Source organism: Luteimonas padinae, assembly GCF_014652935.1.
Lineage (GTDB): Bacteria > Pseudomonadota > Gammaproteobacteria > Xanthomonadales > Xanthomonadaceae > Luteimonas > Luteimonas padinae.
On sequence record NZ_BMZT01000008.1, the window covers coordinates 62,327 to 74,835 of the forward strand.

The window sequence follows — 12,509 nt, forward strand, 5'->3', positions numbered from 1 at the left end:
TAGAGAACAGAAAGAAGACATGCCTCTTACCCTGCCTCAGCTCGAACGACACCTCTTCAAGGCCGCTGACATCCTGCGCGGCAAGATGGACGCCAGTGAGTTCAAGGAATACATCTTCGGCATGCTGTTCCTCAAGCGCTGTTCGGACGTATTCGACCAGCGCCGCGAAGAAGTCGTCGCGGAACGCATGGCTGCAGGCGAATCCGACCAGCAAGCGCGAGAATCGGCCGAGAACCCCCGATGGTACCGGCGCGCCGGCTCGTTCTGGGTGCCGCCGCAGTCGCGCTACCCCTACCTGCTCAATGAAGCCCACCAGAACGTCGGTGACTTCCTCAACAAGGCACTGACGGGCATCGAATCCGGCAACGTCAGCCTGGCCGACGTGCTCGAGCACATCGACTTTACCCGCAAGGTTGGCCAGAGCAAGATTCCCGACCAAAAGCTGCGCCAACTGATCACGCACTTCGGCAAGTATCGGTTGCGCAATGAGGACTTCGAGTTTCCCGATCTGCTCGGCGCGGCCTACGAGTATCTGATCGGTGAGTTCGCTGACTCCGCCGGCAAGAAGGGCGGCGAGTTCTACACTCCGCGCTCGGTGGTGCGGATGATGGTGCGCCTGCTCAAGCCGCAGGTGGAGCACCACATCTATGACCCCTGCGTCGGCTCAGGCGGCATGCTGATCCTGGCCAAGGAATACATCGATGAACACGGCCAGGATGGTCGCAAGGCAAACCTGTACGGGCAGGAGTTCAACGGTACAGTCTGGTCTATCGCCAAGATGAACATGCTGCTGCACGGCATCGAGAACGCATCGCTTGAGAACGACGATACGCTGGAAACTCCGCGTCACGTTGTAAATGGGGAGTTGCAGCGCTTCGACCGCGTGCTCAGCAATCCACCGTTCTCGATTAACTGGGGCACCACGGACACTGGCGCGGACGGTCAGCCGGTGTGGGCGCCGAGGTTCCCGGAACGCTTCCGCCATGGGCAGGTCAAGCTTGGCAGCAAGAAGGCCGACCTGATGTTCCTGCAGCACATGCTGGCGGTCACCCGTGACGGCGGCATGGTCGCCACGGTGATGCCGCATGGCGTTCTGTTCCGCGGTGGCGAGGAAGCGGCCATTCGAAGGAGCATCGTTGAAGATGACCTGCTGGAAGCGGTGATTGGCGTAGCGCCCAACCTGTTCTACGGTACCGGCATCCCGGCCTGTATCCTGGTACTGCGCCAGCAGGTGGCGGAGGGTGCCAACCGGGTCAGCGGCAAGCCCGAAGCGCGACGGGGCAAGGTGCTTTTCATCAACGCCGACCGCGAGTTTTGCGAGGGGCGCGCGCAGAACTTCCTACTGCCGGAGCACATCGAGAAGGTCGTCAGCACCTTCGACCAGTTCGCGGGAGTGCCTGGGTTCTCCGCCATTGTCGACAACACCACGCTGCTGGATAACGGCTGCAACCTCAATATCCGCCGCTATGCCGACAACGCACCGGAGCCGGAACCGCACGATGTGCGCGCGCACCTGATCGGCGGAGTGCCGAAGGCGGAAGTGCAGTCCGAGGCCAAGGTAGCGTTGTTTCAGGCACATGGTCTCGATCCCACCGACATGTTCATCGAAGTCGACGCGAAATACTTTGATTTCCGACCCGAACTACAGAGGCGCGACGACCTCAAGCTCGCCATCGATGGGAACGCTGGCGTGCTGGCCAAGGAACAGGAAATTCGCGACGCATTCGAGAGCTGGTGGGCGCAACACAGTCCACGCATCGTGTCATTGGCCGGGAAAGCGGAGGATGCGACCGGCCTCGTCAACCTGCGCAACGATCTGTTAACCAGCTTCAGCCAGTCGCTGGAGGAGGTGGGCATGCTCGACCCGTTCCAGGTGCGCGGCATCGTGGCCGGGTTCTGGAACCAGAGCCGATACGATCTTCTCACTCTGATGGCGCGCGGAAGCCGCGGGGTAGCCGATGCCTGGCGGACCAGTATCGTCACCGCACTGGAGGACAAGGCGAGCAAGGAGAACCCGCTGGAGCACAGGCTGGTGCGCTTCCTGATGGGCGACTTTGTTGCCGAACTCACCGAGCTGGAAGGAAAGAAGGCAGAGCTGGATGCCCAGATCAAGGCAGCGAGTCCTAAGGATCCAGACGAAAACGGCGAAGACGCGGAGGCTTCGGGGGATGAAGACGGTGAAGAGCCCGTCAGCGAGGAGCAGTTGAAGGCGTGGAAAAAGGATCTTGCCGCAGTTAAGAAGGCGCTTAAGGCGAAGCGCGAAACATTCACCACGGAGCTTGGTGCACAGGTGGATGGCTTGTCGGCGGAGGACGCTGGTACGTTGTTGTTAAGGATCCTGCATGACGATATGCGTGGAATCGTAGAGCGTTATGTCACTTCGCAACGCAAGCTAGTGGTGGCGACGTTCGAGACCTGGTGGAACAAGTATCGTGTAACACTGACAGAGATCGAGCAGACGCGCGATGGCGCGGCGAAGAAGCTGCATGGATTCCTGAAGGGGTTGGCGTATGTCTGATCTCGTTGCACTCGGGGATCACGCAACTGTTCAGAAGGGCAGGCCGCCAGCAGGCGAGGTCGGATACTCGGGCTGTGATGCACTGCCATACCTAAGTCCCGAGTATCTGCGTGGCAACGCAGGCGCGGAACTGGTCAAGCCTTCGTCGGATTCCGTTCTTGCTCAGGATGGCGAAACCATTTTGCTCTGGGATGGATCGAACGCAGGTGAGTTCTTCAAGGCCAAGCGTGGCATCGTTGCCTCGACCATGGCCCGGATTACGCCTGATCAGACGTTCTCTCCAGCGTACTTCCTACACGTAGCGAAGCACTCGGAGCGACGTCTTAAGGGCAAGACGAACGGTACGGGAATACCCCACGTCGATCGCGAGATTCTGGAGACTGCCCTTCTCTTCCGGCCGCAGTTGGACCAGCAGGTCAAGATCGCACAAGTACTCGACACCTTCGACATCGCGATTGCGCAAACCGAGGCCATCATCGCCAAGCTCAAGCTGGTCAAACGGGGCCTGCTGCACGACCTGCTGACCCGCGGTATCGACGCAAATGGTGAACTGCGCCCGACGCAATGCGAGGCACCGCAGCTTTACCAACCGTCGCCATTGGGTTGGCTTCCTAGGGAGTGGGATACCAAGCAGATTGCAGAGTTGCTCGGCGATTTTGATCCGGCTATGCGTTCAGGCCCTTTCGGAAGTGCGCTACTAAAGCAGGAGTTGGTTGAAACTGGGATTCCACTTCTTGGAATCGACAACGTTCACACCGAACGATTCGTTGCTAACTACACACGTTTCGTGACGCAAAGAAAGTTTACGCAGCTGGTGCGCTATGCCGTTCGCCCGAACGATCTGATGATCACGATCATGGGAACAGTTGGGAGATGTTGTCTTGTGCCGGAGGGCATCGGTCACGCTCTTTCATCAAAACACACTTGGTCGCTCTCTCTCGATCAGAATGCGTACTCGCCGTACTTGGCGATGCTGCAAGTGAACTACTCACCTTGGGTAGTTGAACATTTTTCTAAAGATCAGCAGGGCGGAACCATGGCTGCTATTCGAGCTGAAACTCTAAGATCCACTCGGCTTCCTGTTCCCCCACGCGAGGAGCAGCGACTCATGGAGGAGCGACTTCGAGAACTGAGCAATCGGATTACTTCTGAGGTTGACTCTCTTGCAAAGCGTCAATTGCATAAAGCTGGTCTCATGGATGACCTCTTAACCGGCCGCGTCCGTGTCACGCCGCTGCTGGCGAAATTGGAACAAGCGACGGGGCGCCTCTGATGGGCTGGGAACTGGATTACGTCGAAAGGCCCTTTGTTGAACAGCTGAAGCTGCTTGGCTGGACCCACGTCGAAGGCGATCTCGATAACCCAGCCGCCACTGGTCGCAGTGACTTCCGGCAGGTTGTGCAGGAAGGCGCTTTGCGAGAATCACTTCGCGCCATCAACCTGGACAACAGTGATCAGCTTTGGCTGGACGACGAACGCCTGAGTGAAGCTGTCGCGGCCATCACTCGGTTCGGCGCGCGTACGCTCATCGAAGCGAATGAAAGGACCACCGAGCTACTGACTCGCGGTATTACCGTGGACGGCCTCCCTGGCTGGGACGGCGGTCGCGGGCAGACCATCCAGTACATCGACTGGGCAAATCCGGCCAATAACCGTTTCGCCGTCGTGAACCAGTTCCGTGTCGACTGCCCGCCGGGCTACGACACAGGCAAGGGCTTTATCGTCCCAGATCTGGTGCTGCTGGTGAACGGAATTCCGCTGGTCGTGGTGGAGTGCAAGAGTCCCGCCTGCCAAGAGCCGCTTGCCGAGGCCGTGGATCAACTCCGCCGCTACAGCAATCAGCGCAAGGCTGCCCTCGAAGTGCAGGATAACGAAGGCAACGAAGCCCTGTTCGCCACCAACCAGCTGCTGGTCGCCACCAGCTTTGACGAAGCGCGCGTCGGTAGCATCGGTGCCGCCTTCGAGCACTACGCGCAGTGGAAGACCGTAGTCGGGCCTGATGGCAGTGGCAGCGAGCAGGCCGTGGCCGAAGCGTTGGGCAAGCAGACGTTGTCCGAGCAGGAGCGCCTGATCGCTGGCCTGCTGACGCCAGCGCACCTGCTGGACGTGATCTACAACTTTAGTCTGTTCATGCAGGCCGGCGGCCAGACCATCAAGACCGTCTGCCGGTACCAGCAGTACCGCGCGGTCAACAAGGCCATCACCCGGCTCAAGAACGGAAAGACCCGAGCGCAGCATGGTGAGCACGACGAGCGCGGCGGCATCGTCTGGCATACCCAAGGAAGTGGAAAGTCCCTGACCATGGTGTTCCTGGTGCGCAAGATGCGTGCGGACACGCAGCTGCGGAAGTTCAAGGTGATTGTAGTCACCGACCGCAAAGACCTGCAGAAGCAGTTGTCGCTTACCGCCAGCCTGACCGGAGAGATGGTCGAGGTCGCCGCCAGCACCGAAGGCGTTAAGGCGCTCGCTCGGCGCAAGGGACCGGGTCTGGTGTTCGCCACTATTCAAAAGTATCGCGAGCCCGACACTGAGAACGATGCTCCTCTGAAGGCCGAGGACCTGCCCACGGCCGCCATCTCTGAAACTGGCGGTGAAGAACCCTCCAAGTCGGCTGCAAAACCCAAAGATGGGCCGTTCGAGGTGCTGAATGAGGACGAAAGCATCCTGGTGCTGTTCGACGAGGCGCACCGTACCCAGGCCGGCGACCTTCATGCCAACCTGCGTGCAGGCCTGCCCAATTGTGCGCGCATCGGCTTCACTGGCACGCCGATCATCATGGGCGAAAAGAAGCGCACGCACGAAATCTTCGGCGAGTTCATCGACCGTTACACCATCAAGGAGGCCGAGGAGGACGGCGCGATCGTGCCGATCCTGTACGAGGGACGGACCGCGAAGGGCGCGGTGAAGGAAGGCGCGAGTCTCGACGAACTGTTCGAGGATCTGTTTCGCGAGCGCAGCAAGGAAGAGCTGGAAGCTATCAAGCAGAAGTACGCGACCCGAGGTCACATCTTCGACGCGCCCCGGCTGATCCAGGAGAAGGCGCGCGACATCATGCGTCACTACGTGACCAACATCCTGCCCAATGGTCTGAAGGCACAGGTGGTGGCCTATAGCCGCCTGGCGGCGGTCCGGTATTACAGTGCGCTGAAGACGGCGCGTGACGACCTGCTGGTCCAGGCGCATGCGCTTTCGCCAGAGGACAAGGCGATGGACGACGAAGCGCTGTGCCAGCGGCCACCAAGGGTGCAGGCCGCGGTTCAGGCTTGGCGTTATCGCGATCTGCTTGCGGGAATCGCCTTCGCGCCGATCATTTCCGGTAGCAACAATGATGACCCGGCGTGGAAAGCCTGGACCGATGGCCGAAAGCAGGAGGCACTGATCGAGCGGTTCAAGAAACCGCTGAACCATCCCGATCAGGCCAAGGCCGATCCGTTGGCCTTTCTGATCGTGAAGTCGATGCTGCTGACCGGATTCGATGCGCCGATCGAGGGCGTGATGTACTTGGATCGGCCTATCCGCGAGGCGGAGCTGCTGCAGGCCATCGCGCGCGTCAATCGTACCGGCCATGGCAAGACCTGCGGCATCGTGGTCGACTACTACGGCGTGGCCCGGCATTTGGGCGAGGCGCTGAAGGCCTATGCGGATGAGGATATCGAGGGCGCACTGAGCAGCCTGAGAGACCAGGTCCGGGTGCTTCAGGACCGACACCTGCGGGTGGTCGACGTGTTCCGTCAGCAGGGCATTGATTCCATCGAGGACACCGAGGCGTGCGTGCTGGCGCTGGCCGACGAGAAGCGGCGTGCGGAGTTCACGGTCAAGATGAAGGCGTTCATGTCCCTGCTGGACACGGTGCTACCGCGGCCGGAGGGGCTGCCGTTCACGAAGGACGCCAAGAAGCTGGCCTACATCCACGCCCGCGCCCGCAACCGTTACAAGGACACGCCGGTGCTGGGCAAGGACGTAGGAGCCAAGGTACGCAAGTTGATCGACGACCATGTCATCTCGCTTGGTATCGACCCGAAGGTTCCGCCGATCCAACTGTCCGATGCGGATTTCGATCGTCACGTGGCTCGCGCGCCCAATACGCGAGCCAAGGCCTCCGAGATGGAGCACGCGATCCGGTCCCATGTCCGCAAGCATCAGGACAAGGACCCGGTTCTATACCGGAAGCTGTCGCAGCATCTGGAGCAGCTGCTCAAGACCTTGGACGGCAACTGGGATGAGCAGGTGAAGCAGCTGCAGGCGTTGATTGACCAGATTCGCGCCGGCACCTTGGGCGAAGAGCAAGCGCCGGCCGAGCTGCCCACGCACTACCTGCCGTTCCTGCGCACGCTTCTGACGGATGTCTGCGGTGAGAAGGAACCGACCCAGGAGCAGCTGATGCAGCTGAAGGATGCCACTGTGGACCTGGTCGACCTGCTGGTTCAGGAGCTCCAAGCCAACCCCAGCATCTGGCAATCGCATCGTCGCGCGGACCAGGAGGCGCTTAACGGCACGGTGTTCGAACACCTGATGGGCCTGCGGCCGCCGCTCGTGGATACACCTGGTGCAGAAGCGCTGGCTGACAAACTGCTGCAACAGGCACGGGCGAATCACGAAAGTTTGCTGCAGGCATGAGTACGACCCTGAAAATCGACGACCTGAGCTTTGAAGTGCGCCACAGTTCGCGTCGTAGAACCTTGCAGATCACCGTCGAGCGAGATGGCAGCCTGTTGCTAAGTGCCCCTTCGGGGATGGGTGAGGCCGCCTTGCGCGAGTTCGCCACCGAGAAGCGGCTCTGGATTTACACCAAGCTAGCGGAAAAGGAACTCATGCGTCGGGCTGTGCCGCGAAAGGAGTTTGTCGACGGCGAGGGCTTCCTGTACCTGGGTCGGAACTATCGGCTCAAGCTGGTTGAGGATCAGGATGTTCCCCTGAGGTTCTCAGGCGGCCGGTTCCGGCTCCGTCGTGACATGATCGACTCCGGCCGAGATCACTTTGTGCGCTGGTACTCGGAACGGGCAAGGGAAAAGCTGAGCCTGTTTGTCGACGAATTGCAGGCCCGGATGGAGGTGCAGCCGTCTGCGGTGAAGGTCCAGGACCTGGGCTATCGCTGGGGGTCCTGCGGGAAGGGTAATTGCCTGTACTTCCACTGGAAAACCATCCTCCTTCCGTCGCGCATCGTCGAGTACGTGGCCGCCCACGAGATGGCTCACTTGCACGAGCCTCACCACACGCCGGAGTTCTGGCTGAGACTGGAACGTGCAATGCCTGATTACGCCCAGCGCAAGGCATGGCTGGCGGAACGGGGCGTTTGTGTAGAGGGGTTGTGACAACAAGTGCGCCGCATGCGATGGGTCGCCAGCAGGTGGGTCGTCTAAGTGCTTGATTTACGTCGTTACGAGCGTTGTTTTTCTTCAGAAGTAGATGGGAGGATGCAGGTGGGGAGGGTGAAAGGTTGGAAGGCCGTGGGCTTCATGCTGGCCCGGCCTGCATGGCTGTTGGTGGCGCCTACGGCGGTACTTGTCCCCCTCATCCTGTCCTACGTTCAACGAGGTGAGATGGCGGAAGGGGCGGCGCTCGGCTGGGGTATTGGCATTGTGCTGTTGGCGATGATGTCGGACAGCACTGAGGCAAAGCGAGGAACGACACACGGCGCGAGGTTTGAGTACGTCGGCATGCTGGCCATCATGGGAGGTTTCGTCGGTGTTCCAACGCTCCTACTTGGACTCCCGGTCCTCTGGCTATCTGGCATGCACTACAGCGAGCATGCGATGGCGATCAGCTCGGCGATGGGAGGAGTGATCGCATTTGTTGGACTCATCATCTACACATACAAGTATGGGGTCCGCCATGGGCGGAGGTCAGGCGGCGGCACGAGTGTCTATTTTGACAACGGGTACGACGGGCGTGACTAGCTGACGCGTCATCTATGTGGTCTATGTGGGCGCAAGGATCGCGTTGCGAGTGGCCTTCTGGAAAGCTCTTACCGATCAATCCGGAGAAAGCCTACTCTGACGTGGGCAATCTCTGATCACTAAAGCCTGACTGATCGGAGATGCTGCTTCCGCGGTTCAGGCTAACTGCCCACCCGGGTGGGCCGGGAGATTGCCTTCTCCCCTTGTGCCGATAAGCCTTCAGCGCCCTCATTCTGGGGGCGTTCTCGTAGAGGCCTTATCGGAACTGCTTGAGGAACGGCCAAGTCATCACCCTCTACGCCTTCGCCCAGCCACCGCAGCAATGACTTTGCGGCACCCGTCGGGATCCATCCGGCCTATGTGAGCCTCGCTTTCAGACACTCCTAGTTCCTCCGCCAGCCACCGATACACCGACGAGCGGGACTCCTGTCCCCGTTGCCATAACGGGTCCAAGGCCCGGTGAGCCAAGTGGCGCCAGTGCCGCGTGTCGGCGTCGGCCAACATGCCCAAGGGGGTCACGGTGCCGTAATAGCAGCGAATGTAGGCATCACAGGATGCGCACTTCCATGCCGGGCCCCAATCGGCAGGGTAGGGATAACCAGCCTCCTGCCAGCGCAGCAACGAGGCCTGACGCTGGCAATAGGGGCACGCTACGCTCAAGGGCGCTGAATCAGCTGATCCGACCATTCAGGCGGCACCGCATATCCGGCGTCATCGCAGTCAGCAGTGAGTTCCAGAAGTTCGTCACGCAGCGCCTCTTCATCCTCGGATGAGGCCTGGGCCAGCAGGGCCTGCTCCTGTGCAGAGAACCACCGCCAGAACTCCCGGTAGGTCCTGCCATACCAGTGCTCATGTCGGGTGCCAAGCTGGAATGCGCGCAGCGCTGACTTGAGAGCGTCGTCCATATGCCTACTATAGACCCGCAACCATCGCTTTGGAGGACCCTATGGTCACGCTCGAGGCGCTCACGGCCCAACTTGACGAACTCGAAAACCGAATGCCTCAGCTCATCGAGGACTATCCCGATGACGGGGGCTTCTGGATGGCGTTCGCCGGCGAGGCCGACGTCATTGAAGACCAGGCGGGTGTGCATTCCCAGATGGTTGGGAAGCGACTGGAGGCGATGCTGGCTGAATACGGACGCTATATGTCTTACATGGAGCTTGGCGGCGAAGAGTCGTAACGCAATGCTGTCCGCGGGGGGCGGAATGGATGAGGTATTCGAGGGCCTGGTTCGAGAAGGAATGGCCCGGATGCGATGGAGCCGGAAGAAGGCAGAAAAGGCTGCACACCGCTACCTGAAGCGGCGTGGGGAAGATAAGGCCAAGGCGGGGCTGAGTGCTCTGGCGGAGCAAGGAGTTCCAGCAATCAGGCCCGCGCGAAAGGTTCGTTTGGTCAAGGCCAATGCCAAGCCGACGGTGCGGCCAGTCCTTACACCAGAGGAGGCCGCCGAACGTGAGGCTGCCAAGGCAAAGCGTGTGCTGGGGAAGAGGCTGCGCAAGACGGCGAAGAAGGCTCGCGCCAAGCAAGTGGGTGTCGCCGCCACGGGCGTCCAGCCGGCTGCAAAGCCAAAGAAGAAGCCATTGACGCGCGCCCAACGCGTAGCACGGGCTCTGGGGCCGGACGACGGGCGCCGCCGTGGCGGCAGTCCGTTTCTCCAAGGAGGCAGTCCGGGACTGGGGCGGAGGCGCTGACACCTCGGCGTGGGCGCAGTAAGGTGGAGTCGGGTCCCTTCAGGCCGCCGCCATGTGCTACTCCGCCCAGGTTCTAGCCGGGTTCCGCAAGTTCCAGCGCCAGACTGGCTCAAAGATGGCCATCCGGGACTACGTGAAGCTGTTTTGGCGGGATCTGGGCAAGGATCCCCACGCCAAGCGCCCGAAGGTGCCCCGGGCCATGGAAATCGACTTCCTCCAGTCCGGGCCTGAGGAAATCGCGGAGCTCATTCGGGCCTGGGATGCGGACGAGATGACGGAACTGTCCCAGGAGTTGTTCAAACAGAAGAAGCGGGTGGCCGACGGGCAGCGCAAGCTGCTGGAAAAAGTCACCAAGAAAGCCCAAGAAGACGTACGCATTGGCACGGACAAGATGGCCCGGATCCAGGCTCGGATGGATGCCCTCAAGCGCACCGAGCCCAAGCCCAGCGACTCGCGGATCTTCCCCGGCTACTTCGTACCCGTCATGGTCATGGAAGACGGGCAGCGGATGGTCAAGCCCATGCGCTACCAGTGCCGGCCCGCCGGCAAGCCCGCGATCTACGACACCAAGTTCCCGGGCACCTACAACGCCCGGCGGGACAATCTCGACGGGTTCTGGAAGGATATCTTCGGCCAGCAGCACGCCATTATGGTGGCCGACGTGTTCTACGAGAATGTGGAGCTGGACGGAAAAAACCAGGTGCTGGCCTTCACCCCGCGCGACAACGAGCCCATGCTCATTGCTTGCCTGTGGTCGAAGTGGACGGATCCGAAGGGCGAGCAGCCCGACCTGCTGTCGTTTGCCGCCATCACCGACGAACCTGAGCCCGAGGTGGCCGCGGCAGGCCATGATCGCACCATCATCAACATCCGGCCCGAGCACGTCAATGCCTGGCTCAACCCCAGCGGAGACCTAACGGCGATGCAGGCCATCTTCGATGACAAGCGGCACCCGTACTATGAACACCGAAAGGCGGCGTAATCGTCCCCTTGGTGCCGTTCCCGACGCGACGTTTGGTACATGACGAATATCGAGAATCTGAGCCTGTCAGAGATTGAATCGCTTTTACTCGCGGCGGAGAAGCGGAAAGCGTTCTTATCTCGTCGACGTCCGCCTTCTGTAGTCCGGAATGAACTCATTGCGCTGGCCGATTCCTATGGCTATGCGATTTCTGAAGTATTTGACGTCTCTCATGCTCCTCGTGCAGTTGCAAAGCGCACCCGGACGCAGAAGCAACGGAAGGCTCCACCAAAGTACCGGGATCCAGAGAACAGGCGGAACACTTGGTCGGGCCGTGGGCGGGTGCCGCGCTGGCTTGCCGACAAGGTACGGCACGGCGCGCGGATTGCGGACTACCTCATCCCCGGGCTCGCGCGGCCGACTGTGAAGAATGTCAGATCGATCGGCCGGCGGACCGTCTACAAAGCAGAAGCGCATTCGGGTTGATTTATGCCCGAATGCGTTGCAACAAGAGAGTGCGTGAACTTGGGATGTCTATCGGGGGCAGGGTATGGCAGCGTCCGACCTAAAGCGACAGTTCGTCGCAGTGATGCCGCCGCGCGAGCCCCAACCGCGTTGAAATCGCGACCACAATCGGTCCGCACCAAGTGCGAATGGTACCCGCTGCAGGTGCCTTCGCAGGAATGCATTGCTGAGCTCAGTTCACTTCTCGCGGTGACTTGAGTCTGCCCAGGTAGGCCACAATACTTAGGGGGTGCCGCAGCGGCGGCACGACCGGGGACAAGACGACATGGCAAAGGACAAGGCGGCTTCACCGAAGCTCCAGCTCACGCTGCCTGAGTACAATCGCATCTACGAAGTCATCTATTCCGTGCTTGAAGGAAGGGCAAACACACCCTTCGCGTGCACCTTCTTTGCTACCGCAGGGGCGCTGATCCTTAACAAGCACTATAAGATTCCAGCTCGTGCTGTAGCAGGCGCTTTCCTACTGTGCACTGATCCGGCGCCTTCGGTAATCAGCATTGCGAAGAACGAAAATGGCATGGTCGCGTCTGATCGTGATGGGTTCCATATGTGGGTCCAGACCGAAACCTATGTGATTGACTTCATGGCACCGATCTTCCGCGAGTCCGTTGGTGGCAAGGGCTATTCCATCAGCGTGCCACGCAGAATGTTTCAGCGCCCGTTGTCTACGGAAGCGGAGTCCATCGACAAGCTACACGTGCCTGGCGACTACTTCACGATTCCCAGCATCGAGCTGACTGACGAACTTGTTGATTCACTACTTGATCGAGATGGAAGCGTGGATCTTCTGAAAACAGTCGATCGTTGGTTCAAGAAGTACCCAAAGAAGCTGGATGACATGAGCCTGTTGAATGATCTCGGGGAAGTGCACAGGCTGACTTTGAGAGCACCCAGGATTTCGGGGGCTTGGTAAA

General features: G+C 60.2%; 11 protein-coding genes. 9 read left to right on the forward strand and 2 right to left on the reverse strand.

Annotated elements, in window-relative coordinates; all coding sequences use genetic code 11:
- Positions 1–19 precede the first annotated feature (19 nt).
- The 5 genes from IE168_RS10300 (at position 20) to IE168_RS10320 (ending at position 8,415) form a co-directional block, all read left to right on the forward strand.
- A complete protein-coding gene (locus tag IE168_RS10300; RefSeq protein ID WP_189497954.1) occupies positions 20–2,518 on the forward strand; it encodes a type I restriction-modification system subunit M in 2,499 nt (832 codons plus the stop codon).
- Entirely contained in the window at positions 2,511–3,791 is a 1,281-nt protein-coding gene (locus IE168_RS10305; protein ID WP_189497956.1) for a restriction endonuclease subunit S, read from the forward strand. Before IE168_RS10300 ends, IE168_RS10305 begins: the two co-directional genes overlap by 8 nt.
- A complete protein-coding gene (locus tag IE168_RS10310) occupies positions 3,791–7,135 on the forward strand; it encodes a type I restriction endonuclease subunit R (RefSeq protein WP_189497958.1) in 3,345 nt (1,114 codons plus the stop codon). Before IE168_RS10305 ends, IE168_RS10310 begins: the two co-directional genes overlap by 1 nt.
- Positions 7,132–7,830, forward strand: coding sequence for a M48 family metallopeptidase (locus tag IE168_RS10315; RefSeq protein ID WP_189497960.1), 699 nt, complete (start codon positions 7,132–7,134; stop codon positions 7,828–7,830). The genes IE168_RS10310 and IE168_RS10315 overlap by 4 nt, the downstream gene beginning before the upstream one ends.
- A gap of 117 nt (positions 7,831–7,947) precedes the next feature.
- A complete protein-coding gene (locus IE168_RS10320) occupies positions 7,948–8,415 on the forward strand; it encodes a hypothetical protein (RefSeq protein ID WP_189497962.1) in 468 nt (155 codons plus the stop codon).
- 288 nt (positions 8,416–8,703) lie between these two features.
- On the opposite strand, the gene IE168_RS14845 is transcribed toward IE168_RS10320, so the two are convergent.
- A complete protein-coding gene (locus IE168_RS14845) occupies positions 8,704–9,102 on the reverse strand; it encodes a zinc-finger-containing protein (RefSeq protein ID WP_386659510.1) in 399 nt (132 codons plus the stop codon).
- A complete protein-coding gene (locus tag IE168_RS10330; RefSeq protein WP_189497966.1) occupies positions 9,072–9,320 on the reverse strand; it encodes a hypothetical protein in 249 nt (82 codons plus the stop codon). The genes IE168_RS14845 and IE168_RS10330 overlap by 31 nt, the downstream gene beginning before the upstream one ends.
- 41 nt (positions 9,321–9,361) lie before the next feature.
- On the opposite strand from IE168_RS10330, the gene IE168_RS10335 reads away from it, so the two are divergent.
- From IE168_RS10335 to IE168_RS10350, 4 genes are all read left to right on the forward strand, one after another.
- Positions 9,362–9,598 (forward strand): hypothetical protein, encoded by a 237-nt coding sequence (locus IE168_RS10335; RefSeq protein WP_189497968.1) that lies wholly within the window; start codon positions 9,362–9,364, stop codon positions 9,596–9,598.
- A gap of 563 nt (positions 9,599–10,161) precedes the next feature.
- Positions 10,162–11,091, forward strand: a complete 930-nt coding sequence (locus IE168_RS10340) for an SOS response-associated peptidase family protein (protein ID WP_189497970.1) — start codon at positions 10,162–10,164, stop codon at positions 11,089–11,091.
- A 39-nt stretch (positions 11,092–11,130) separates the two neighbouring features.
- On the forward strand, positions 11,131–11,556 hold the full coding sequence (locus IE168_RS10345; RefSeq protein WP_189497972.1) for an H-NS histone family protein: 426 nt from the start codon (positions 11,131–11,133) through the stop codon (positions 11,554–11,556).
- Between the two features lie 304 nt (positions 11,557–11,860).
- Positions 11,861–12,508, forward strand: a complete 648-nt coding sequence (locus IE168_RS10350) for a DUF2026 family protein (protein ID WP_189497974.1) — start codon at positions 11,861–11,863, stop codon at positions 12,506–12,508.
- Position 12,509 lies beyond the last annotated feature (1 nt).

Excerpts from the sequence above, each read along its gene's own strand:
- IE168_RS10305 (WP_189497956.1), top strand. The coding sequence starts at position 2,511 with ATGTCTGATCTCGTTGCACTCGGGGATCACGCAACTGTTCAGAAGGGC.
- IE168_RS10350 (WP_189497974.1), top strand. The coding sequence starts at position 11,861 with ATGGCAAAGGACAAGGCGGCTTCACCGAAGCTCCAGCTCACGCTGCCT.
- IE168_RS10330 (WP_189497966.1), bottom strand. The coding sequence starts at position 9,320 with ATGGACGACGCTCTCAAGTCAGCGCTGCGCGCATTCCAGCTTGGCACC.
- IE168_RS10340 (WP_189497970.1), top strand. The coding sequence starts at position 10,162 with ATGTGCTACTCCGCCCAGGTTCTAGCCGGGTTCCGCAAGTTCCAGCGC.
- IE168_RS10335 (WP_189497968.1), top strand. The coding sequence starts at position 9,362 with ATGGTCACGCTCGAGGCGCTCACGGCCCAACTTGACGAACTCGAAAAC.
- IE168_RS10310 (WP_189497958.1), top strand. The coding sequence starts at position 3,791 with ATGGGCTGGGAACTGGATTACGTCGAAAGGCCCTTTGTTGAACAGCTG.
- IE168_RS10300 (WP_189497954.1), top strand. The coding sequence starts at position 20 with ATGCCTCTTACCCTGCCTCAGCTCGAACGACACCTCTTCAAGGCCGCT.
- IE168_RS10345 (WP_189497972.1), top strand. The coding sequence starts at position 11,131 with ATGACGAATATCGAGAATCTGAGCCTGTCAGAGATTGAATCGCTTTTA.
- IE168_RS14845 (WP_386659510.1), bottom strand. The coding sequence starts at position 9,102 with ATGGTCGGATCAGCTGATTCAGCGCCCTTGAGCGTAGCGTGCCCCTAT.
- IE168_RS10315 (WP_189497960.1), top strand. The coding sequence starts at position 7,132 with ATGAGTACGACCCTGAAAATCGACGACCTGAGCTTTGAAGTGCGCCAC.